The 22,090-nt window shown below is 62.7% G+C and carries 20 protein-coding genes; 12 read left to right on the top strand and 8 right to left on the bottom strand.

What is annotated here, in order from left to right:
* The first annotated feature begins 167 nt into the window (after positions 1-167).
* The 9 genes from NKH12_RS25315 to NKH12_RS25275 all read left to right on the top strand — a co-directional run bounded on the left by NKH12_RS25315 (position 168) and on the right by NKH12_RS25275 (position 9,271).
* Positions 168-1,538, top strand: coding sequence for a glutamine synthetase family protein (locus NKH12_RS25315; RefSeq protein WP_352955654.1), 1,371 nt, complete (start codon positions 168-170; stop codon positions 1,536-1,538).
* A 61-nt stretch (positions 1,539-1,599) separates the two neighbouring features.
* Positions 1,600-2,052: a DUF7662 domain-containing protein gene (locus NKH12_RS25310; RefSeq protein ID WP_352955653.1), complete on the top strand. Its 453-nt coding sequence runs from the start codon at positions 1,600-1,602 to the stop codon at positions 2,050-2,052.
* Positions 2,049-2,465 (top strand): type II toxin-antitoxin system VapC family toxin, encoded by a 417-nt coding sequence (locus tag NKH12_RS25305; RefSeq protein WP_352955652.1) that lies wholly within the window; start codon positions 2,049-2,051, stop codon positions 2,463-2,465. The genes NKH12_RS25310 and NKH12_RS25305 overlap by 4 nt, the downstream gene beginning before the upstream one ends.
* A gap of 51 nt (positions 2,466-2,516) precedes the next feature.
* Positions 2,517-3,881, top strand: a complete 1,365-nt coding sequence (locus NKH12_RS25300) for an aldehyde dehydrogenase family protein (RefSeq protein WP_352955656.1) — start codon at positions 2,517-2,519, stop codon at positions 3,879-3,881.
* 16 nt (positions 3,882-3,897) lie between these two features.
* Positions 3,898-5,070, top strand: a complete 1,173-nt coding sequence (locus tag NKH12_RS25295; protein ID WP_352955651.1) for an iron-containing alcohol dehydrogenase — start codon at positions 3,898-3,900, stop codon at positions 5,068-5,070.
* Between the two features lie 243 nt (positions 5,071-5,313).
* A complete protein-coding gene (locus NKH12_RS25290) occupies positions 5,314-6,420 on the top strand; it encodes an ABC transporter substrate-binding protein (RefSeq protein ID WP_352955650.1) in 1,107 nt (368 codons plus the stop codon).
* A gap of 72 nt (positions 6,421-6,492) precedes the next feature.
* Positions 6,493-7,386: an ABC transporter permease gene (locus NKH12_RS25285; protein WP_352955649.1), complete on the top strand. Its 894-nt coding sequence runs from the start codon at positions 6,493-6,495 to the stop codon at positions 7,384-7,386.
* Positions 7,383-8,177 (top strand): ABC transporter permease, encoded by a 795-nt coding sequence (locus NKH12_RS25280; protein ID WP_352955655.1) that lies wholly within the window; start codon positions 7,383-7,385, stop codon positions 8,175-8,177. The genes NKH12_RS25285 and NKH12_RS25280 overlap by 4 nt, the downstream gene beginning before the upstream one ends.
* A gap of 29 nt (positions 8,178-8,206) precedes the next feature.
* Positions 8,207-9,271 (top strand): ABC transporter ATP-binding protein, encoded by a 1,065-nt coding sequence (locus NKH12_RS25275; protein ID WP_352955648.1) that lies wholly within the window; start codon positions 8,207-8,209, stop codon positions 9,269-9,271.
* A 126-nt stretch (positions 9,272-9,397) separates the two neighbouring features.
* On the opposite strand, the gene NKH12_RS25270 is transcribed toward NKH12_RS25275, so the two are convergent.
* The gene (locus NKH12_RS25270; protein ID WP_352955647.1) at positions 9,398-10,024 is read right to left on the bottom strand and encodes a glutathione S-transferase family protein; all 627 of its coding nucleotides are present in this window, start codon (positions 10,022-10,024) and stop codon (positions 9,398-9,400) included.
* A 142-nt stretch (positions 10,025-10,166) separates the two neighbouring features.
* Here NKH12_RS25270 and NKH12_RS25265 point away from each other — a divergent pair, with 142 nt between their 5' ends.
* From NKH12_RS25265 to NKH12_RS25255, 3 genes are all read left to right on the top strand, one after another.
* Complete coding sequence (locus tag NKH12_RS25265; protein WP_352955646.1) at positions 10,167-11,717, top strand: cation:proton antiporter; 1,551 nt, start codon at positions 10,167-10,169, stop codon at positions 11,715-11,717.
* Positions 11,718-11,812: 95 nt separating this feature from the next.
* Positions 11,813-12,727 carry an endonuclease/exonuclease/phosphatase family protein gene (locus tag NKH12_RS25260; protein WP_352955645.1) on the top strand — a complete coding sequence of 305 codons (915 nt, stop codon included), beginning with the start codon at positions 11,813-11,815 and terminating at the stop codon, positions 12,725-12,727.
* Positions 12,728-12,734: 7 nt separating this feature from the next.
* Complete coding sequence (locus NKH12_RS25255; RefSeq protein ID WP_352955644.1) at positions 12,735-13,580, top strand: EamA family transporter; 846 nt, start codon at positions 12,735-12,737, stop codon at positions 13,578-13,580.
* Positions 13,581-13,648: 68 nt separating this feature from the next.
* Here NKH12_RS25255 and NKH12_RS25250 read toward each other — a convergent pair whose 3' ends face one another.
* From NKH12_RS25250 to NKH12_RS25220, 7 genes are all read right to left on the bottom strand, one after another.
* A complete protein-coding gene (locus NKH12_RS25250) occupies positions 13,649-15,277 on the bottom strand; it encodes a GMC family oxidoreductase (protein ID WP_352955643.1) in 1,629 nt (542 codons plus the stop codon).
* Positions 15,278-15,289: 12 nt separating this feature from the next.
* A complete protein-coding gene (locus tag NKH12_RS25245; protein WP_352955642.1) occupies positions 15,290-16,051 on the bottom strand; it encodes a 3-ketoacyl-ACP reductase in 762 nt (253 codons plus the stop codon).
* Between the two features lie 208 nt (positions 16,052-16,259).
* Positions 16,260-17,762: a GMC oxidoreductase gene (locus NKH12_RS25240; RefSeq protein ID WP_352955641.1), complete on the bottom strand. Its 1,503-nt coding sequence runs from the start codon at positions 17,760-17,762 to the stop codon at positions 16,260-16,262.
* A 5-nt stretch (positions 17,763-17,767) separates the two neighbouring features.
* Complete coding sequence (locus NKH12_RS25235) at positions 17,768-18,883, bottom strand: ABC transporter ATP-binding protein (protein ID WP_027153274.1); 1,116 nt, start codon at positions 18,881-18,883, stop codon at positions 17,768-17,770.
* A gap of 4 nt (positions 18,884-18,887) precedes the next feature.
* A complete protein-coding gene (locus tag NKH12_RS25230; RefSeq protein WP_352955640.1) occupies positions 18,888-19,832 on the bottom strand; it encodes a carbohydrate ABC transporter permease in 945 nt (314 codons plus the stop codon).
* Complete coding sequence (locus NKH12_RS25225; RefSeq protein WP_352955639.1) at positions 19,829-20,785, bottom strand: carbohydrate ABC transporter permease; 957 nt, start codon at positions 20,783-20,785, stop codon at positions 19,829-19,831. Before NKH12_RS25225 ends, NKH12_RS25230 begins: the two co-directional genes overlap by 4 nt.
* Positions 20,786-20,949: 164 nt before the next feature.
* Positions 20,950-22,090, bottom strand: a 1,141-nt coding sequence (locus tag NKH12_RS25220; protein WP_352955638.1) for an ABC transporter substrate-binding protein, incomplete at its 5' end; no start/stop codon positions are given.

Raw genomic sequence — 22,090 nt, 5'->3', positions numbered from 1 at the left:
TCTCCATACCACCACCCCCCCCCCCCCCCGGCGGCGGGGGGGGGGGGCGTGTGTTTTTTTATGCCCACCCCGCGCGGCGCCCGCCCCCACCCCCCCCCGCCGCCCCCCCCCGCCGGGGTCCAGAGTTGAACTCTCGAAGCGCCATAAAGGCGGCGGAGCTTGCAAGAATGGCCGGAAATCTCTCGTTCGATCAGTTGAAGAAGGCGGTCTCCAGCGGTGAGGTCGACACGGTGCTGGCCTGCATCGTCGACATGCAGGGGCGGCTGGCGGGAAAGCGGTTCCTGGCACAGTATTTCGTCGATTCCGCCCATGACGAGACGCATGGCTGCAACTATCTCTTGGCCGCCGACATCGATATGGAGCCGGTGCCCGGCTACAAGGCGGCGAGCTGGTCGAAAGGTTATGGCGACTTCGTCATGAAGCCGGATCTGTCGACGCTGCGGCGCATTCCATGGCTGGAAAAGACGGCGCTGGTGATCTGCGACGTGCTCGACCACCACACCCATGACGACCTGCCGCATTCGCCGCGCGCCATACTGAAAAAGCAGGTCAAACGGCTGAGCGAGCGCGGCTATATCGGCTATTTCGCCTCCGAACTCGAATTCTATCTGTTCAGCGAAACCTACGATTCCGCTCGCAAGAAGCACTGGCAAGGCCTCGACACCGCCTCGCCCTATATCGGCGACTACCAGATCGGCATCACCACCAAGGAAGAAGGCGTCATGCGCCGGCTGCGCAACGAAATGGAAGCGGCCGGCATACCGATCGAGAATTCCAAGGGCGAGTGGGGTCCGGGCCAGGAAGAAATCAACGTACGCTATGCCGAGGCGCTCGACATGGCCGACCGCCACGTCATCCTGAAGAACGGCGCCAAGGAGATCGCCGAGTCCGAAGGCAAGGCAATTTCGTTCATGGCCAAGTACAATTATGGGCTGGCCGGCAATTCCAGCCACATCCACAATTCGCTGTGGAGCGCCGACGGCAAGACGCCGCTTTTTTATGACAAAAATGCCGAATGGACGCTGTCGACGCTCGGCAAGCAATGGGCGGCGGGCCAGCTCAAATACGCCAGGGAATTCACCTGGTTCCTTGCGCCCTACATCAACTCCTACAAGCGCTTCCAGGCCGGCACCTTCGCGCCGACCAAGATCATGTGGAGCGAGGACAACCGCACCGCCGGTTTCCGCCTGTGCGGTGAGGGCACCAAGGGCATCCGCATGGAATGCCGCATCGGCGGCGCCGATCTCAACCCCTATCTCGCCTTCGCCGCGCTGATCGCGGCCGGCCTGGCCGGCATCGACGAAAAGCTTGAACTGCAAAAACCCTTCGTCGGCGATGCCTATCAAGCCTCTCAGCTGCCGGAAATTCCGAAGACCCTGCGTGACGCCACCGAGACGCTGGCGACGTCGGAGATGCTGAAGCAGGCGTTCGGCGACGGCGTGCTTGAGCATTATGTCCATACGGCGCGCTGGGAGCAGTTCGAATATGACCGCCGCATTACCGATTGGGAACTGCACAGGGGGTTCGAGCGGTACTAGAAAGATAGTAAGCTACTATCTATACCTTGACCGAAAATACGGCGTGAACTAAGGTTGTACGATGACCGAAGGAACAAAATACCATCCGCTTTTCGAGCATCTCCTGTTCTCGGGCCAGGGCCAGATGTCGATGAGCTTCGCAGAGATCGAGCAAGTTATCGGTGGCCGCTTGCCGCCGTCGGCACGACAGCGGGAGGAATGGTGGGCGAACAGCCCGAGCGGGCACAGCCAGGCGCGCGCCTGGTTGCGCGCAAACTACCGGGCGTCTCGTGTCGATCTTGCGAACGAGCGGGTGGATTTCAAACTGGAGGGATGGCCCGAAGGTTATCGAAAGCCGAATATGGCTACCACAGACAAGACTCGTTCGGGAATGGCGGAACCAGCGCAGGCCCGCTACGAACTTCCGCAGGGAAATACCGACCATCCTCTTTTCGGCATATGGACAGGCAAGGTCACGCTTCTCCAAGGACATGATTACACGAGGCCGGCCTTTGAGCCTGACGTGCTGCCGTGACGCACAGGCTGCTGCTCGACACTTGCGCGATCATTTGGATAGCGCTGAACGAGCCAATCACGCCGGAAGCCAAGATTGCCATCAACAGCGCCGCGGCTGTTGACGAGAAGGTCAGGGTTTCCCCCATTTCGGCCTGGGAGTTGGGCCTGCTGAGCGCCAAGGGCCGGTTGGCGGCAGCAAAGTCGCCAGCAAGCATTTTTGGGGAAGTGATCGCCACGCCAGGCATCAAGCTCGAGGCTCTTTCGCCGGAATTGTTGATTGAATCGTCTTTCTTGCCTGGATCGCTCCACGGCGATCCGGCGGATAGGATATTGATCGCGACAGCGCGGGCGTTCGATTTGACGCTCGTGACGCGCGATCAGTCAATACTGGATTATGCAAGAGCCGGGCATGTTCGCGCCCTTGCCTGCTGACGCTTTGCCTTCGATAAATGGAGACGCCCACTTGGAAACCGCAAAAATAAAATCTCCGTCGATGGTTCGATCTATGCCGAACGGCCAATCGCGACGGACCAGGGGATCAATGCGGCGGTCGAGCGTGCCAAGGCGGCGCAGGAGAAATGGGCCGAGACGCCGATCGTCGAGCGCGGCAAATACATGCTCGCCATGCTGGAAGCGCTGGTCGCCATGACCGACGAGATTGTGCCGGAGATCGCCTGGCAGATGGGTCGTCCGGTGCGCTATGGCGGCGAGTTCGGCGGCGTCAGGGAACGTACCAGCTACATGGTCGAGATCGCCGAAGCGGCACTCAAGCCGGTGACGGCCTCCAATCCGAAGGACGGGTTTCGCCGCTATGTGAAGAAGGTGCCGCTCGGCGTGGTCATGGTGATTGCGCCGTGGAACTATCCCTATCTCACCGCCGTCAACACCATCGTGCCGGCGCTGATGGCCGGCAGTGCCGTCATTCTCAAGCATGCGGCGCAGACGCTGCTGGTCGGCGAACGTTTTCAACAGGCGTTCGACAAAGCAGGCCTGCCCAAGGGTCTGTTCCAGAACCTCGTCATGAACCATGTGCAGACCGAAAAACTGCTCGGCTCGGGCAAGATCGACCATGTCAATTTCACTGGCTCTGTCGCTGGCGGCCGCGCCATCGAGAAGGCCGCGGCAGGCACCTTCATGACGCTCGGCCTCGAACTCGGCGGCAAGGACCCGGCCTATGTCCTGGCCGATGCCAAGATGGACCATGCCGTTGCCAATTTGGTCGACGGCGCCTTCTACAATTCCGGCCAGTGCTGCTGCGGCATCGAGCGCGTCTATGTCCACGAGAAGGTCTATGACGAGTTCGTCGAAGGCTTCATCGCCGAAACCAAGAACTACGTCGTCGGCAACCCGCTCGACCAGGCGACGACGATGGGGCCGATGGCCCAGGCGCGCTTCGCCGACCTGATCCGCGAGCAGAAGGCCGAGGCGCTGCGCAAGGGCGCCAAGACCCACATCAACATGAAGGTTGCCAATGACGAGCAAGGCTCGCCCTATCTGGCGCCGGAAGTGCTGACCGGGGTCGATCATCAGATGAGCGTCATGCGCGAGGAAAGTTTCGGGCCGATCGTCGGCATCATGAAGGTGCGCAATGACGAAGAGGCGATCGCGCTGATGAACGACAGCCCCTATGGGCTGACGGCCTCGATGTGGACGGGCGACACCGAGCATGCGGCGGCGATCGGTGATCGCGTCGAGACCGGCACCGTATTCATGAACCGCTGCGACTATCTCGATCCGGCGCTGGTCTGGACCGGCGTCAAGGACACCGGCAAGGGCGCCGCGCTGTCGGCCATCGGCTACGACAATCTGACGAGGCCGAAATCATACCATCTGCGTGAAGCCATCTGATTTTCGAAAGACAAAAATGACAAAATTGATTTCCAAATGGAACTATCCGACAACCGTGCGCTTCGGCGCTGGGCGTATCAAGGAATTGCCTGATGTGCTTGATGCCACCGGCATCAAGCGGCCGCTCTTCGTCACCGATCCGGGGCTGGCGAAGCTGCCGGTGGTCGCCTCGACGCTGAAGATCCTCGACGACGCCAAGGTGCCCTATGGCGTGTTTTCCGAGGTCAAGCCGAACCCGGTCGACTCCAACCTGACCGCCGGCATTGCCGTGTTCAAGAACGGCAAGCATGACGGCGTCATCGCCTTCGGCGGCGGCTCGGCGCTCGACCTCGGCAAGCTGATCGCCTTCCAGGCCGGCCAGACGCGGCCGGTCTGGGATTTCGAAGATATCGGCGACTGGTGGACGCGCGCCAACTCCGACGCGATCGCGCCGATCATCGCCGTGCCGACCACCGCCGGTACCGGCTCGGAGGTCGGCCGCGCCGGCGTCATCACCAATGAAGCGACCCACACCAAGAAGGTCATCTTCCATCCGAAACTTTTGCCGGCGATCGTTATCGCCGATCCGGAACTGTCGGTTGGCATGCCCGGCTTCATCACCGCCGGCACCGGCATGGATGCGCTTGCTCACTGCCTCGAGGCCTATTGCGCGCCGGGCTATCATCCGATGGCGGACGGCATCGCGGTCGAAGGCGTGCGGCTCGTCTTCGAAAACCTGCCGAAAGCCTACGCCAACGGCAAGGATCTCGTCGCCCGCGCCCACATGATGAGCGCCGCCGCGATGGGCGCTGCCGCCTTCCAGAAGGGGCTGGGCGCCATCCACTCGCTGTCGCATCCGATCGGCGCGCTCTACGACACCCATCACGGCATGACCAACGCCGTGTTCATGCCCTATGTGCTGGCCTTCAACCGCGACGCCGTCGAGGCGCGCATCGCCCGACTCGCGGCTTATTGCGGCATCAAGAGCGGCTTCGACGGCTTCGCCAAGACCGTCATCAAGCTGCGCAAGGAATTGAAGGTGCCGCACGCGCTGCCGGGCCTGATCAAGGGGCTCGACATGAACAAGAAGCGCAAGGGCCTGATCGCTGACATGGCGGTGGTCGATCCGACGGCCGGCGGCAACCCAGTCAAGCTGACCAGGAAGGCGGCGCTGACGCTGCTCGACAATGCCATTGCCGGCACCGTCTGAGACGGTTTTTTGCGCCGAAAATTGATCTGGGAAACGAGGGCAAAGAAAGGGGAAGGGATGAAAGGTAAGGCCGAAATTCGTTAGCCGGAAAAACAATCGCGGAGCGATTGCTACAGCCGGTTAAAAAGAGTTTACTTTTTCGTACTGCAGGGCATCGCTTTCACAAAGCTTTCATCGGGCTGTCACACGAAAACGATACCGCATCGCAGGCGTCCAACGGCGTCAGTTCAACGGAGAGAACACATGTTCAAATTCACGGGAAAAGTGCTTTCCCTTACGGCCGTCGCCCTGATGGCGACCTCTGCCATCTCGTCGGCGCAGTCCATGGATGAACTGGTCGCCGCCGCCAAGGCGGAAGGCCAGCTCACCACCATCGCGCTGCCGCACAGCTGGTGCGGCTATGGCGACGTCATCGCCGGCTTCAAGGCGAAGTATCCGGAAATCACCGTCAACGAGCTCAATCCCGATGCCGGCTCCGGCGACGAGATTGAGGCGATCAAGGCCAACAAGGACAATAAGGGCCCGCAGGCGCCTGATGTCATCGACGTCGGCCTGTCTTTTGGTCCGTCCGCCAAGGCAGACGGCCTGATCCAGCCCTACAAGGTGTCGACCTGGGATACGATCCCTGACAGCGCCAAGGATGCCGATGGCTACTGGTACGGCGACTACTACGGCGTGCTCGCCTTCGGCGTGAACAAGGCCGTCGTGCAGAACGCACCACAGGACTGGGCTGACCTGCAGAAGCCGGAATACGCCAACTCGGTGGCGCTCGCCGGTGACCCGCGCACCTCGAACAACGCCGTCATGTCGGTCTACGCTTCGGGCCTCGCGGCTGGCGGTACCGGCGGCCAGGACGCCGCCGCCAAGGGTCTGCAGTTCTTCAAGCAGCTCAACGATGCCGGCAACTTCGTGCCGGTCGACGGTGAAGCGGCAGCTGTTGCCCAGGGCACGACTCCGATCGTGATGAACTGGGACTACAACCTGCTCGCCATGCGCGACAAGATGGCTGGCAATCCGGAAATCGAAATCGTCGTGCCAAAGAGCGCGGTGGTCGCAGGCGTCTACGTACAGGCGATCAGCGCCTACGCGCCGCATCCGAACGCCGCCAAGCTGTGGATGGAGTACCTCTACTCAGACGAAGGCCAGCTCGGCTGGCTGAAGGGCTACTGCCACCCGATCCGCTTCAATGACCTCGCCAAGAAGGGCGTGATCCCGAAGGAGATGCTGGACAAGCTGCCGGCCGCCGAGAACTACGAAAAGGCGATCTTCCCAACCTTGGAGGAACAGAACGCTGCCAAGAAGGAAATCAGCACGAACTGGGATGCCATCGTTGGCGCCGTCGTGAAGTAATTCATAGGGCGCCGGCCGGTTCGCCGCCCGGCGCCCTATGCCAACTTCGGGAATTCCATGGCAGACTCCACAATGTCCCAGACAGCCAGCGCCAGCCCTGGCGCGCCGGAGATCAGCCGCCTTCGGCTGCCACTGCATTGGTTAGGCGTAACTCCGTTCTTCATTTTCGCACTGCTCTTTCTGATCTTGCCCACGGTAGGGCTGATCGCGGGCGCGTTCAAAAATGCAGCCGGCGAGTATACGCTCGACAACATCATAGCGTTGTCGCAACCAAAGCTCGCGGCCGCCTATTGGGTATCCATTCAGATCAGCTTTGTTTCCGCAGTCCTTGGCGCCTTGATCGGCTTGGCAATGGCGGTGGCAGTCGTTCGCGGAGGCTTGCCGCCGTGGTTGCGCTCGGCGACCTTGACCTTCTCGGGCGTCGCCTCAAATTTCGCCGGCGTGCCGCTGGCATTCTCGTTCATCGCGACGCTAGGTCGGCTCGGAGTGGCGACGATCCTGTTGCGAGACATTTTCGGCATTAACATCTATTCGCTCGGCTTCAGTATCTTTTCGTTTTGGGGCCTGATCCTCACCTACCTCTATTTCCAGATTCCATTGATGATCGTCATCATCACGCCGGCGGTCGATGGGCTGAAGAAGGAATGGGGCGAAGCTGCCGCCACGCTCGGCGCAACCAATTGGCAATATTGGCGCATGGTGGTCATTCCGGTCTTGTGGCCGAGTTTTCTCGGTACGACGGTCCTCCTTTTTGCCAACGCGTTCGGAGCGGTCGCGACAGCCTATGCACTGACGGGGCCGTCACTCAACATCGTGCCAATCCAGCTGTTCGCGCAGATTCGCGGCGACGTGCTTTACAATCCGAATCTAGGTTATGCGCTTGCATTCGGCATGATCGTCATCACCGGCCTGGCCAATCTCTTCTATATCCTGTTCCAGCGGCGAGCCGAACGGTGGCTGAAATGAAGCAAGGCAGCCGTTTCTGGGCCTGGCTCGTTTTTGGCGTGGGAACCACCTATTTTATCCTGCCGCTTTTGGCGACCTTTGAATTCTCGTTGCGTAAGCGGCGAGGCGAATACTCCTTTGACGCCTACCGGTCGGTCTTCGAAGATCCGAATTTCCAGGCGACATTTACCTACTCCGTCGTTGTGGCGATCTTTACCATCCTTTTGGGCGTGCTCCTCGTTGTTCCGACGGCCTACTGGATACGGCTGCGGCTACCGCATCTGCGGCCGGTCGTAGAATTCATCACCCTGCTGCCGCTGGTTATTCCCGCCATCGTCATCGTTTTCGGCTACATCAGAATGTTCGGTTCGAATTCAGCGTTGCCCTTTCTGGCGACAGCGCGCGGCACCGATGCCCTGCTGGTCATCGGCTATGCAGTGCTGGCGCTGCCCTATATGTACCGGGCGGTTGATACCGGTCTCAGGACCATCGACGTCAGAACGCTCACCGAAGCCGCACAAATCCTCGGCGCCGGCTGGACCACCATCATCGCCCGCATCATCCTGCCGAACGTACTGATCGCCGTCTTATCCGGCGCGTTCCTGAGTTTTGCCATCGTCATCGGCGAGTTCACCATGGCCTCGCTGCTGAATCGCCCGGCGTTCGGCCCCTATCTGCAGAACATCGGCGCCAACAGTGCCTATGAGCCATCGGCACTGGCGCTCATTTCGTTCGCCATTACCTGGGGCTGCATGTCGCTGATCCAGATCCTGTCGCGTTTTGCGCCGAGATCGGCGAACCGGCCAAACTGATCGAAAAAGTACTGACCGAAAGAAAAGCCATGGCCGAGCCATTCCTCTCCATCCAGCAGGTGCGAAAAGCCTTCGGCGCCACCACCGTCGTCCAGGACTTCAATCTCGACGTCGAGCCGGGCGAATTCGTCTCCTTCCTCGGGCCATCGGGCTGCGGCAAGACGACGGTGCTGCGCATGGTCGCCGGCTTCGAGGAGCCGAGCGCCGGCAAGATTGTGGTGGCCGGCAAGGACATCACCCGGCTCAAGCCCAACCAGCGCAATGTCGGCATGGTGTTCCAGGCCTATGCGCTGTTTCCGAACCTGACGGTGGCGCAGAACATCGGCTTCGGGCTGAAGGTCGCGGGCATGCCAAAGGCCGATGCCGACAGGCGCGTTGCCGAGATGCTCGACCTCATCAAGCTGCCGCAGATGGGCGACCGCTATCCCTATCAGCTCTCCGGCGGCCAGCAGCAGCGTATCGCGCTGGCGCGGGCGATCGCGCCGAAGCCGAAGCTCCTGCTGCTCGACGAACCGCTGTCGGCGCTCGACGCCAAGGTGCGCGTATCGCTGCGCGAGGAAATCCGCTCGATCCAGAAGAAGCTCGGCATCACCACCGTCTTCGTCACCCACGACCAGGAAGAGGCGCTGTCGATCTCCGACCGCATCGCTGTCATGTATGGCGGCAAAGCTGAGCAGGTCGGCACGCCGTTCGAGATCTACAACCGGCCGGCGACCAAGTTCGTCGCCAATTTCGTCGGCACGCTGAACGTGCTCGAAGGCACCGTCACCGACGCGGCGTCGGGCAAGGTGCGCGTCAATTCGCAAGAGGTCTCGCTGCAGGGAAAGCTAAACGGCTCCAAGTCCGGCGACACGCTGTCCTTGGCGCTGCGGCCCGAGGCGATTTCGCTCGGCCGCCACCCCGGCCGCGACTCCAGTCTTTCGGGCGAGATCACCGAAGTGCATTTCCTCGGCTCGGTCATCCGGGTTCGCGTCGGCATCGGCGGCAGCACGGTGTCGCTCGACACGTTCAACAGCCCGGCCTCGCCGCCGCCCGCTGTCGGCGAAAAGGCCGAGATTTCGTTCTCGTCGGGCGACATGCTGGTGCTGCATTAAAGCGCTTTGCGTTTTGGTGGAACCAAAACCGGCGCTCCAGGTCTTTGTTTGACGCATTTGTCGGACGCCAAACGAAGACGTTTGGCTGCAGAATGCTCTAACAGCGGCAGTATCCCGAAATCGAAGTCAGGCCGGTGGGATGAACGGCTGGCTCACCGTCCTGAAGACCGGCAGCGCTTCCATCCGTTCGGCATGGGCGCCGAGCGCCGGGAAGTCGGCCAGCGAAGCCAGTCCGGGATGCGCTTCGCCAAGGAAGCGCAGCACGGCGGCAACTGCGATGTCGGCATGGCCGATCCGATCGCCGAACCAGTAGGTTTCACGCCTTGTGCTGCGATCGGTTTCCAGCGCAGCCATGGCTCCCCGTATCTGCTTGCGGCAGCGTTCGACCCAGAGGTCGGAGACTGTCTCGTGCAGCAGCCTCTCGTAAAACATGCTGACCGCCTTGTCGCCCAGCCCGGTGGCCAGACCAGCGATCTTCAGCGCCTGATGGCGCGCAGGCTCGCTGGTTGGAAACATCCTGCGCTCGGCCGCTACAAGGCTGTCCAGATGGTCCAGCATGGCGTGGCTTTCAATCAGCACCTCGCCATCGTCCAGCACCAGGGTTGGCACGCGCGTCAATGGATTATAGGGCCTGATCTTGTCCGCATCGTTGAAAGTCGACCAGGGACGATGTTCAAACGGCAGGTTGTACAGGGTCAGCGCAATGCCGACGCGACGGACGAAGGGCGAGTCATATTGGCCGATGAGGATCATGACCCAAGCTTATACGCAGACAACCGCCTCAACGCATACTGCCAAGTCACGGCATACTGTCAAGTCAGGGCACCACGGCCAATCAACAGCAGCTTATGGTTTTGCCACTGCCAATAATCGCGCTTCGCCGCTACGATAACGCATGGCGCTTTTCGAGCTGACTCTTGTTCTCCTGCTGATCGCCGTCGCGCTGACGGCGTTGTCGCGACGTCTCCACATTCCTTATCCCTCCTTGCTGGCGTTGGCCGGCGCGGGCATCGGCTTCCTGCCGTTTGCGCCGACCATCGAGATCGATCCCGAACTGGCGCTCGCCTTGTTCATCGCGCCGGTGCTCCTTGACGCGGCCTACGACACGTCGCTGCGCGATCTCAATCGCTACAGGCTGCCGCTTGTCCTGCTGGCGCTAGGCGCCGTCGTTTTCACCACTGCTGCCGTGGCACTCGTCGGCTGGACAATGGCAGGCCTGCCGATCGCTGCGGCTATTGCCCTTGGCGCGATCGTGGCGCCGCCCGATGCCGTCGCGGCGTCGGCCGTGCTTGGACAGTTCAAGGTGCCGCACCGCATCACCGCGATCCTGAAAGGTGAAAGCCTGCTCAACGACGCCACCGCACTCCTGATCTACCGCATGGCGGTTTCAGCCGCTGCCGGCTCCATCCTGCTGAGCAGCGCGATTCCGATGATCCTGCTGTCGACGGTCGGCAGCCTTGCCGCTGGTTATGTGCTCGGCCGACTGTCTCTCGCCACGCTCAGCCGGATCGAGGACCCGGCGAGCGGCACTGTGGTGCAATTTGCCGGAACGTTCGGCGTCTGGATCCTGGCCGACAGCATCGGGCTCTCCGCGATTATTACGATCGTAGTCTATGCCATGACCATCGCGCGTACCGCGCCGCGCCGCATGCCGGCTAGAAATCGCGTCAGCTCCTACTCGGTCTGGGAGACGGCGGTGTTCGTGCTCAATGTGCTGGCCTTCGTCCTGATGGGACTTCAGGCACGATTGATCGTCGGCCGGCTGGCCGAGCAGGGGCAGGTCGAAGCATTCGTGTTCGCCGCAACCGTTCTGGCTGTCGTCATCGTCTCGCGTCTCGTCTGGGTGCTGGGATGCGGCGCGATCATGAGGTGGCTTGCCAGCTTCGGCGACGCGGACCGTCAGGCCGAAGCCCCGTCGTTTCGCGGCGGTCTGCTGATCGGCGGGTGCGGCATGCGCGGCTTGGGCACCCTTGCGGCAGCGTTTGCCTTGCCGGCCGACTTTCCCGGCCGCGACCCGATCGTGCTCGCCGCTTTCTCGGTCGTCCTCGGCACCCTAGTGCTGCAAGGCATCAGCCTGAAGCCGCTACTGCGCCTGCTTCGTCTCGACCCGGACGAAATTGTCGACCGCGAAGTCGCGCAGGCGCGCGTCGCCATTATGCAGGCAGCGCTGGACGTGTTGAGCGGCAAGACATCGAATGCCGCGGCCGTGGTCCGCGAGCAATTTGCCGCGCAGCGCATGATCGCTGAAAATCCTGGCGATGGCCAGGCTGCAACCGAGTACGACAGGTTGCGCCTCTATGCCATCAAGAGCCAGCGCGACGCATTGGAACAGCTGCGTATCGACGGGACGATCGGCGACGAAGCGTATCATCGCCTGGAGGAGGAAATCGACTGGGCGGAATTGGCCGCTTCTCCGCCCGGACGATTCCAGCCGCTGACGACTTAGCCGCGCAACCTGGCCCAAGCTCTCTGCATCCGGCTGCACATTGCAACCAATCCGCCAAACCGCTACTGCCATCACAAAATTGAGCCGGTTAAGCAATGAAGCTGGTCAGCTACAACATCCAGTACGGTTTCGGCAGCGACGGCCGCTACGATCTCGCGCGCAGCGCCAAGATCGTGGCCGGCGCCGACATCATCGGGTTGCAGGAAGTGGAACGGCACTGGCTGCGCAGCAACGAAGACGACCAGCCGGAAATCCTTTCGCGGCTGCTGCCGGACTACCATTGGGTTTATGGCCCGGCCTTCGACATGGACGCCAGCGAGCGGCGTGACGGCCGCATCGTCAACCGGCGGCGACAATTCGGCACCATGCTCCTGTCGAAGCTGCCGATCGTCTGGTCGCGCCTGCACACGCTGCCGCTGCGCCGCACCGTACGTCCGCTCAACACTCGCAACGCCGCGCTCGAATGCATGATTTACACCCCTGCCGGTCCGGTGCGGGTGCTGTCGCTGCATCTCGCGCATATCGCCGCCGAAGAGCGGCTGGAGCAGATCGAGTACCTGCTCGCCGAGCATCGCCGGGCGCCGTCCGACGGCGGCCCGTGGAGCGGCGCCGATGACGAACCCGAGCGCAACTGGAGCAATGGCGAGCCGGAGCCGGAAAACCCGCTGGCGGCGATATGGATGGGCGATTTCAACATGGAGCCGGGCAGCGCCGAGTACCGGCGCATCGTCGGCAGCACGCCGTACCATCGCGGTGCTGCCTATTTCGACGGTTTTGTCGATGCCGCCGCCATCGCCAGCGAACCGACGGCGGATTTCCACACCCATGTGAAGAAGATCGACGGCAGGCTGGCAAAGCGCCGGCTCGATCATTGCTTTGTCGGCGGGATGTTGGCGGGACGCGTGCGCTCGGTCAGCGCCGATATCGGCGAAATCGCTTCGGATCATTTTCCGCTGCGGGTCGACATCGACCTGGAAACGCCGTTCACGACGGGGGCCGGAGGCGGATGAGCCGCCGATGAGCTTGTTCGTCTTCTTCGCGGTACTTGCCGCCGCCGCCATGCACGCGATCTGGAACGCGCTGGTCAAGGTCCATCTCGACCGCTTCCTGTCGATCACGCTGATGACGCTCGGCATGGGCGCCGTGGCGGTTCTGGCCCTGCCTTTCGTCGAGGTGCCGAAATCGGAAGTGTGGCCGTACATCATCGCGTCGGTGATCTTCCACATGGGCTACAGGACGTTCCTGATCGGCGCCTACAAGGCCGGCGATTTCGCCCAGACCTATCCGCTGGCGCGCGGCACGGCGCCGCTGCTTGCAGCACTTGGCGGCATCGTGGTCGTCGCCGAAGTTCCGGCGCCGCTGGCTATTGTGGGGATCATCCTTCTCTCGGCCGGGACGCTGGTGTTGTCGTTTCGCGGTGGCGCGCAACTGGAGAGGCTGAACCTGCGTGCGGTTGGCTTTGCGCTGGGCACCTCGATCTTTATAGCCAGCTATACGCTGTCCGACGGCAGCGGCGCGCGGCTGGCCGCTACCGCATCGAGCTATGCCGCATGGCTGTTCGTCTGCGATGCGCTGTGGGCGCTGGTGCTGTGCCTGATCTTCCGCGGATCAAAGGCGCTGCCGGTGCTGGCGCGCGATTGGAAGGCGGGCGTGTACACCGGCGTGCTCAGCGGCGCCGCCTACTGGATCGTGATGTGGGCGATGACCAAGGCGCCGATCGCCTCGGTCGCGGCGCTGCGCGAAACGTCGATCCTGTTCGCCATGATGATCTCGGTGTTTGCGCTCGGCGAGAAGATGACGGGATGGCGCGGTGCCGCCGTGCTCAGCATTGTTGCCGGTGTCGTCGCGCTGAGGCTCGGGTAAGCTAAGCGCTTATCTCGAGGTCGAACACCATCAGTCCGTGGTTCCGCCTTCAAGCGCCGCGACCAGCCTTATGCCGCGCGGTTGCCCGAAAACACGGCCGGCGGCAGCGGTTCGCGGCCAAGGATCAGATCGGCGCCCTTTTCGCCGACCATGATCGTTGGCGCATTGGTGTTGGAGGAGGGGATGCGCGGCATCACCGAGGCGTCGCAGACGCGCAACCCTTCGATGCCGCGCAGCCTGAGATCCGGCGTCACCACGCTCATCGCATCATGACCCATGCGGCAGGTGCCGACAGGGTGGTGGTCGGTCTTGGAACTGCGGCAGGCATAGTCGAACAGCTCGTCGTCGCTGGTGAGTGTCGGCCCCGGCAACACCTCGCGCAGCACATAAGGGGCAAGTGCCTTCTGTCGCATGATCTCGCGCGCCAGCCTGAGCCCCTTGATCGACATGTCGCGATCGTGGGGGTCGGACCAGTAATTCGGATCGATCAGCGGGTGGTCGGCGGGGTCGGCGCTGTTCAGCCGCACCGTGCCGCGCGAATGCGGGCGCAGGAAGGCCGAGTTCAGCGTCACGCCCGGATTTTTCAGCTTTTCGACGCCGGCCTCGATGCCGGAACCGAGACCGAGATGCAACTGTATGTCGGGCGAGGCGGCGGTCGGGTCGGCGTACCAGAAGCCACCGGTCTCGAACAGGCTGGAGGCAACCGGTCCCTTCTTAAGCAGCAGATATTGCAGGCCGGCCCATGCCGTCCGGTGCAGCTTGGCGTAATTGTCGTAGGTGTGGTCGCCGGTGCATTCGGCAATGACGAACAGGTCGAGATGATCCTGCAGGTTGGAGCCGACGCCGGGCAGATCGTGCACCGGCGTCACGCCGACCGACTTCAAATGGTCGGCCGGGCCGATGCCCGACTGCATCAGCAGCTTCGGCGAGCCGATGGCGCCGGACGAGACGATCACTTCGCGCTCGGCGCGCAGGGTCGTCGGCTGGCCGCCCGGCCTGTCGACGATCTCGACGCCGACGGCGCGGCCCTTGTCGATGACGATGCGCGTCACCAGCACATCTGTCCTGACGGTCAGGTTCTTGCGTTCGCGGATCGGCCGGAGATAGGCGACCGAAGCAGAGGAGCGTCTCGCGTTTCTCTGCGTCAATTGGTAATAGCCGATGCCCTCTTGGGCTACCCCGTTGAAGTCCGGATTAAAGGGAATGCCCATCTCCTGTCCGGCGCGGAAATAAGCTTCGCAGATCGGCAGCGGCGCAATCGGGTTCGAGACGCCGAGTGGGCCTTGGTCGCCGTGAAAATCGTTGGCGTAGCGCTGGTTGTTCTCGGCCCGCTTGAAATAGGGCAGCACGTCGCGGTAGCCCCAACCGGCAAGGCCCTCTTCCTTCTCCCAGGCGTCGTAATCGCGGGCGTTGCCGCGCGTGTAGATCTGGGCGTTGATGGAGGAGCCGCCGCCGATCACCTTGGCCTGCGTGTACCGGAAGACGCGGTCCTTCATGTACTTTTGCGGCACGGTCGACCAGCCCCAGGCGGCGATGCCCTTGGTCATCTTGGCGAAACCTGCCGGCATGTGGATCAGCGGATGCCAGTCCTTGCCGCCGGCTTCGAGCAGCAGCACTGAATTCGATGGCTCTTCGCTCAGCCGGTTGGCGAGGACGCAGCCGGCCGGGCCGGCGCCGACGATGATGTAGTCGGTCATGGCGTCACCTGCTCACAGTCTCGGCACCGACAGCGCGCCGTCGACATTGACGATCGAGCCGGTCGAAAAGCCGAGCTTGCCGCCGGCGAGTGCCGCCACCGCGGCGCCGACATCGGCGGCTTCGCCCCAGCGCTTTGCCGGCACCAGCCCGCTGTCGATCAGCGCGTCGTATTTGGCCGTCACGCCTGCGGTCATGTCGGTGCGGATGATGCCCGGCCGCACCTCGAACACGCCGACATTTTCGGCGGCGAGCCGCAGCGCCAGGGTCTTCACCCACATCGAAAGCCCAGCTTTGGAGATGCAGTAGTCGGCGCGCTCGGGCGAGGCCATTTCGGCGCTGACCGAGGTGATGGTGATGATCGATTTTGGGTGATCACCCGGCGCTGCAAGCATCGCCTTGGCAACGGCTTGGCTGAGGAAGACGGTGCCGCGCAGATTAATGCCGAGGATCCGGTCAAAATTCTCCGGTTTCAATTCCAGCAGGTCGCCGCGTTCGACCGCGCCGATGCCGGCATTGTTGACCAGGCAGTCGATGCGGCCGAAGGAGCGCATGGCGGCATCGATAAGCGTTGTGTGATCGGAAAGTTTGGCAATATCACAGCGATGGTAGGCGAACGCTGCACCACGCGTTGTGATATTCTCTATGAGCCGTTTGGCAGGGTCGTCGGCAAGATCGGCGACCAGGATGTCGAAGCCGGCATCTGCGAGCGCCTCGGCGCAGGCCAGCCCAATGCCGCGCGCGCCGCCGGTTACGATGGCGGAGGGCCGGGTCATTGGAGGCTAGCTCTGCGGGCGTCAGCGCTGCCCCTCATCGCCCTGCCGGGCACTTCTCCCCGTATAGTGACGGGGAGAAGGACGCCGTCATCGCCGCTTTCGCTAATCGTCAGCGTTGCAAAAGAAGCGCCGGGGTTGCTGCCAGCGTTCTTCTCCCCGTTCACGGGGAGAAGGTGCCGGCAGGCGGATGAGGGGCGGCGCAGACCGATCATGCGACAAGCTCCGTCTTGCGGATATGGTCGGCGACACGCAGCGCCTGCGCGGCGATCGACAGCGCCGGATTGACCGCGGCCGAGTTCGGCAGGAAGCTACCGTCGACGACAAATAGGTTCCGGTGGTCGAACGAGCGGCAGAACGGATCGAGCGGCGAGGTCGCCGGATCGTCGCCCATCTTAACCGTGCCGCACTGGTGCGACGGCGTTCGCTTGTCGAAAGGCCGCGACAGGACGATCGGATAGCCGCAGGCGCGGAAGTTTTCACGCATCACCTTGGTCAGCCCGTCGAGCGACTGCATGTTGGAACGCCGCCACTGCATGACGATGTCCTTGCCGTCGACCATGATGCGGCTTTCGGGATCAGGCAGGTCCTCGCACATCAGATACCAGTCGACGGCGTGGCCGGCCATGAAGTCCAGCGCGAATTTGGGTGCAAGCTTGACGTTGGCCCTCAGGATATTGCCGTCGATCTTGCCGAGAAGCTGGACATTGCCGAGCGGCTTGCCGCCCTTGCCGTCGGACAGATAGTAGTCGTTGAGCATCAGCGTCTTTTGGTAGACGGATGTGTTCCTGCGGCGCGGATCGATCGCCAGCATGGCGCTCGAATTGTGGTTCATGAAGTTGCGGCCGACCTGGTCGGAACGGTTGGCGAGACCCTTGCCATCGGGGGAGGGCGAGCGCAGCAGGATGACTGCTGAATTGACCGCGCCGGCCGAGAGGATGACCAGCTTGGGCGTGACTTTCTTCAGCGTGCCATTCTGGCGGTAGTGAACGGCGGCGATCGTCCTGGCATCCGATGACGCTTCGAGATATTCGACATGGGCACCGGTCTCGAGCCTGATGTTCTTGTCGGCAAGGGCTGCCGCCAGCGGCCCCGTTTGGGCGTCGACCTTGCCGGTCCCGGTGTTGGGAAAGGCATCCCAGCCTGTCTTGCCGTCCTTCAGCCAGGCATCGATATCGACACCGAGCGGCAGCGATGCCGGGTGCAGGCCGAGCCCCTTGAGTTCGGCGCGGGCGCGCGCGATCGGCGGCTCGTCCGGCACCGGCCCGAAGGCGTACGGGATCGAGTGGAACGGTTCGGTCGGATCCTCGCCAAGTGCGCCGCGCACACGAAAAAGCTGCTCGGCCCTGGAGTACCATGGCTCGAACTCTTCATAGGAGAACGGCCAGGCCGGCGAGATGCCGCCATAGTGCTCCATGGCGGAAAAGTCTTGCCTGCGGTAGCGGATCAGCACCGCGCCATAGAATTTCGAATTGCCGCCGACATAGTAGTAGTTGCCGGGGTTGAACGCAGCACCCCCGGCCTCGCGCCACATCTCCTTCGGCCGGTAGTGGCCATCGACGAAGATGGCGCGCGTGTCGCGCGTGTGCAGCGTCGTCGGCAGCTTCTCGCCGCGCTCCAGCATAAGGATCGAGGCGCCACTGCCGGCAAGGCCGGAGGCGATCGTGGCGCCGCCGATGCCGGAGCCGATGATGACGATGTCCGGGTTTGTCATGGCTGTCAGAGGATACGGTTCTCGGTCGCCGGATCGAAGAACACTGCCTTGGTCAGGTTGAAGGCGAGCGGCGTGCTGGTACCCGGCTGGATGTTGGCGTCGGCGCGCAGACGCGCCACCACCGCCTTGCCGCCCAGATTGGTGACCGCGAACGTGTCGGAGCCGGCCGGTTCCACGACTTCGATATGGCAGTCGGCGGTGGCGATGTTCGACGCGTTGCGTTCGGCCCCTTCAGGATCGGTCAGGGCCTCGGGGCGGACGCCGAAGATGATCGGCTTGTCGTGGAATGCCGACAGACCCGTCGGCGCATCGGCCAGCGGCAGCGAGATCGGCTCGCGCGCCTCGCGCTGCAGCACCACGGAAAGCGCATTGCCATTGCCGCCGATCGTCGCCGGGATCAGGTTCATGGCCGGCGAGCCCATGAAGTCGGCAACGAACAGATTGGTCGGGTTGTTGTAGATTTCGGCCGGCGTGCCGAACTGCTGCACCTCGCCGTCGCGCATCACCGCGATCTTGGTGGCCAGCGTCATCGCCTCGATCTGGTCGTGGGTGACGTAGACGATCGTTGTGCCGGTGGTCGCGTGCAGGCGCTTGATCTCGATGCGCATGTCGACGCGCAGCTTGGCGTCGAGATTGGAGAGCGGCTCGTCGAAGAGAAAGAGCTTGGGGTCGCGCACCAGCGCGCGGCCCATCGCGACGCGCTGGCGCTGGCCGCCGGAGAGCTGGCTCGGCTTGCGCTGCAAGAGGTGGCCGATCTGCAGCACCTTCGCCACCTTGTCGATCGCCTTCTGGCGCTCCTGAGCCGGCACGCCGCGCATCTCCATGCCGAAGGCAATGTTTCCAGCGACAGTCATGTTCGGATAAAGAGCGTAGCTCTGGAACACCATGGCGATGTCGCGCTTCGAAGGATGGAGATCGTTGATCGTCCGGCCGTCGACGCGGATTTCGCCTTCGGTGATGGTTTCCAGGCCGGCGATGGTGTTGAGCAAGGTCGACTTGCCGCAGCCGGATGGGCCGACCAGCACGAGGAAGCCGCCCTTTTCGAGATCGACGTCGATGCCCTTCAGGATTTCGACCGATCCGAACCGCTTCCTCAGTCCATCAATTTCGAGAAAAGCCATTCGATTATCCTTTGACGGCGCCGGCCATCAGGCCGCGCACAAAATAGCGGCCAGCGACCACGTAGACGAGAAGGGTCGGCAGTGCGGCGATCATCGCCGCCGCCATGTTGACGTTGTATTCGACGACGCCGGTCGAGGTGTTGACGACGTTGTTCAGCGCCACGGTCATCGGCATCGCGTCGCCGGTGCCGGCATAGGCCGAGGCGAACAGGAAGTCGTTCCAGATGTTGGTGAACTGGTAGATGACGGTGACGACGAAGATCGGCATCGAATTCGGCAGCATGATGCGCCGGAAAATCTGAAAGAAGCTGGCGCCGTCGACCTGCGCCGCTTTGACCAGTTCGGTCGGGAAGGCCTCGTAATAGTTACGGAAGAACAGCGTAGTGAAGCCAAGCCCGTAGACGACGTGGACAAAGACCAGGTTGACCGTCGGGTTGCCGAGACCGAATGAAAATCCCGTCGCGTTTCGCAGCGTCACGCCGAAACGCCCGAGGCTGCCGAGGATCGTCGCCATCGGCAACAGCACCGACTGGAACGGGATGAAACAGGCAAACAGCATCAGGCCGAAGACCAGCGTGTGGCCGCGGAAGCGCCACTTGGTCAGGACGTAGCCGTTGAGCGCGCCGAGCAGCGTCGAGATCAGCACCGCCGGAACCACCATCTTGATGGAATTCCAGAAATAGCCCTTGATGCCGGCGCAGGTGAGGCCGACGCAGGTCTCGCCCCAGGCTTTCGCCCATGGCTCGAAGGTCGGCGCCTGCGGCAGCGCCAGCATGTTGCCGTTCTGGATCTCGTCCATGGTCTTGAACGAGGTCACCAGCATGACGAATAGCGGCATCAGGTAGAACAGCGCGAACAGCGCGAGCAGGCCGTAGATGACGACGCGGTTGACGGTCCTGGCGCTGATGCCGCCAGTGCTCTGGCGAGCGGGAGTGGCAATGACGCTCATCGCGGCTTCTCCCTGAGCTCGGAGTAGAGATAGGGCACGATGATCGCGGTGATGGTCATCAGCATGATCACGGCGCTGGCCGAGCCGACGGCCATTTCGTTGCGCTTGAAGGTGTATTCATACATGAAGTTCGACGGCAGCCAGGCCGAGCCGCCCGGCCCGCCGCTGGTCAGCGCGACGACCAGATCGTAGGACTTGATGGCGAGGTGGGCGAGCACGATGAAGGCCGACAGGAAGATGGGCCTCAGCAGCGGGATGACGATGCGCCGGTAAAGCTGGAAGGTCGTCGCGCCGTCGATCTGCGCCGCCTTCATGATCTCGCCATCGATGCCGCGCAGGCCGGCGAGGAACATCGCCATGATGAAGCCCGAGGCCTGCCAGACGCCGGCGATCACCACGGTGTAGATGACGAAATCCTTGTTCTTGATCCAGTCGAAATGGAAGCTCGTCCAGCCCCATTGATGCAGCGTCTGCTCAAGCCCGAGGCCGGGATCGAGGAACCATTTCCAGGCGACGCCGGTGACGATGAAGGACAGCGCCATCGGGTAGAGATAGATCGGCCGCAACACGCCTTCGCCGCGGATCTTCTGGTCGAGCAGGATCGCCAGGAACAGGCCGAGCGCCAGGCAGATGAAGATGTAGAGAAAGCCGAAAATGCCCATATTGGTGATCGACGTGTACCAGCTCGACGGCGGGTCGCTCTCGAAGGTCCAGCGCCACAGCCGCTGATAGGCTCGCGGCCCGGTCAGCGCATAGGACGGGAAGGTCTTGGAGTTGGTGAAGGACAGATAGACCGTCCACAGGATGAAGCCGTAGACGAAGACAACAGTGATCGCAAAGCTTGGCGCCAGCACGATCTTCGGCAGCGCGTCCTGCAGGCGCGAACGCATGGAGACACCCGGGCGGGCACTATGCTCCGGCGTCAGCTTGATCTGAGTCGTGACCGTAGTCATGGGCTCCTCCCTTTCGGGTCCCTTCACCGCCGGGCGGGGAAGGCTAGCCCCGTTCAGACGGGGCGTTTTGGTTGATCGCCGGCGCCATTCCGACCAGAGGCCGGCCATCCTGGCTGGGTGGAACCTTCCCCACCGGAGCGGGGAAGGTCCTTTCATGCCGGTTCTTATTTGGCGTCTTCGATTGCGTTAACCAGCTGGGTCACGGCCTCGTCCGAGGTCTTGATCTGGCCGTGGACGAACTTCGAGACGACGTCCTTGTAGGCATTGGCGACCGCCGGAGGCGCGCCATAACCCTGGGCCAGCGAGCCAAACAGCGTGCCGCCTTCGTTGGCGGCCTTCAGGTCGGCCATGCCCTTCTTGCCGCAAGCGTCGAAGTCGGTGTCGGGCACGTCGGTGCGGGCCGGAACCGAGCCCTTGACGACGTTGAAAGCCGACTGGAAGCTCTTCGACAAAGTTGCGGTGGCCAAGGCGACCTGGGCGGCCTTGCGGTCCTCCGGAACGTCGAACATGCCGAACATGTCGGAGTTGTAGACCACGCTGCCGTCGGTCCCCGGGAAGCGGTAGCAAAGGAAATCGGTGCCCGGGGTCTTCTTGGCGGCGTTGAATTCGCCCTTTGCCCAGTCGCCCATCACCTGCACCAGCGCATCGCCCTTGATGACCATGGCGGTGGCGAGATTCCAGTCGCGGCCGGAGAAGTTCGGGTCGACATAGGTGACGAGCTTGGCGAGGTTGTCGAACGACTTCTTCATCGTGTCGGACTTCAGCTGCTCCTCGTCGAGGTCGTTGAAGGCCTTTTTGTAGAACTCAGGTCCGCCGGTCGACAGCACGACCGAGTCGAACATGGTGGCTTCCTGCCAGTTCTGGCCGCCAAGCGCGAGCGGGATGACGCCCGCCGCCTTGGCCTTGTCGAGCAGCGCGATGAACTCGTCAAAGGTCTTGGGCTCGGTGCCGCCGATCTTGTCCATCACCGCCTTGTTGATCCACAGCCAGTTGACCGAGTGTACGTTGACCGGAGCCGCGACCCACTTGCCGTCATAGACCGAGAATTTCTGCAGGGCGGCCGGAACGGACTTGTCCCAGCCCTCCTTTACCGCCGTCTCGGTCAGGTCGCCCATCACGCCGGCCGCGGCATAGTCGAGCACGGTATAGCCGAGCATCTGGGAGGCGGTCGGGTAGTTGCCGGCCGCGACCATCGCCTTCAGCGCGGTCATGGCGGCGGCGCCGCCCCCGCCCGCCCCGGGGCCGGCCTTCCAGGCAAAGCCCGGCGTGGCCAGCTCGTCCTTGTGCCGGTGTCGTTTAACCAAA

This window comes from Mesorhizobium sp. M1322, from assembly GCF_040318085.1.
Lineage (GTDB): Bacteria > Pseudomonadota > Alphaproteobacteria > Rhizobiales > Rhizobiaceae > Mesorhizobium.
Note: the sequence above shows the minus strand (reverse complement) of the source record. Positions and strands in the feature narration are given on the sequence as shown.

Coding starts and splice junctions, on each gene's coding strand:
- NKH12_RS25230 (WP_352955640.1), bottom strand. CDS start 19,832: ATGAGCGTCATTGCCACTCCCGCTCGCCAGAGCACTGGCGGCATCAGC.
- NKH12_RS25255 (WP_352955644.1), top strand. CDS start 12,735: ATGAGCTTGTTCGTCTTCTTCGCGGTACTTGCCGCCGCCGCCATGCAC.
- NKH12_RS25285 (WP_352955649.1), top strand. CDS start 6,493: ATGTCCCAGACAGCCAGCGCCAGCCCTGGCGCGCCGGAGATCAGCCGC.
- NKH12_RS25270 (WP_352955647.1), bottom strand. CDS start 10,024: ATGATCCTCATCGGCCAATATGACTCGCCCTTCGTCCGTCGCGTCGGC.
- NKH12_RS25290 (WP_352955650.1), top strand. CDS start 5,314: ATGTTCAAATTCACGGGAAAAGTGCTTTCCCTTACGGCCGTCGCCCTG.
- NKH12_RS25245 (WP_352955642.1), bottom strand. CDS start 16,051: ATGACCCGGCCCTCCGCCATCGTAACCGGCGGCGCGCGCGGCATTGGG.
- NKH12_RS25260 (WP_352955645.1), top strand. CDS start 11,813: ATGAAGCTGGTCAGCTACAACATCCAGTACGGTTTCGGCAGCGACGGC.
- NKH12_RS25295 (WP_352955651.1), top strand. CDS start 3,898: ATGACAAAATTGATTTCCAAATGGAACTATCCGACAACCGTGCGCTTC.
- NKH12_RS25275 (WP_352955648.1), top strand. CDS start 8,207: ATGGCCGAGCCATTCCTCTCCATCCAGCAGGTGCGAAAAGCCTTCGGC.
- NKH12_RS25235 (WP_027153274.1), bottom strand. CDS start 18,883: ATGGCTTTTCTCGAAATTGATGGACTGAGGAAGCGGTTCGGATCGGTC.
- NKH12_RS25225 (WP_352955639.1), bottom strand. CDS start 20,785: ATGACTACGGTCACGACTCAGATCAAGCTGACGCCGGAGCATAGTGCC.
- NKH12_RS25265 (WP_352955646.1), top strand. CDS start 10,167: ATGGCGCTTTTCGAGCTGACTCTTGTTCTCCTGCTGATCGCCGTCGCG.
- NKH12_RS25240 (WP_352955641.1), bottom strand. CDS start 17,762: ATGACAAACCCGGACATCGTCATCATCGGCTCCGGCATCGGCGGCGCC.
- NKH12_RS25310 (WP_352955653.1), top strand. CDS start 1,600: ATGACCGAAGGAACAAAATACCATCCGCTTTTCGAGCATCTCCTGTTC.
- NKH12_RS25250 (WP_352955643.1), bottom strand. CDS start 15,277: ATGACCGACTACATCATCGTCGGCGCCGGCCCGGCCGGCTGCGTCCTC.
- NKH12_RS25280 (WP_352955655.1), top strand. CDS start 7,383: ATGAAGCAAGGCAGCCGTTTCTGGGCCTGGCTCGTTTTTGGCGTGGGA.
- NKH12_RS25315 (WP_352955654.1), top strand. CDS start 168: ATGGCCGGAAATCTCTCGTTCGATCAGTTGAAGAAGGCGGTCTCCAGC.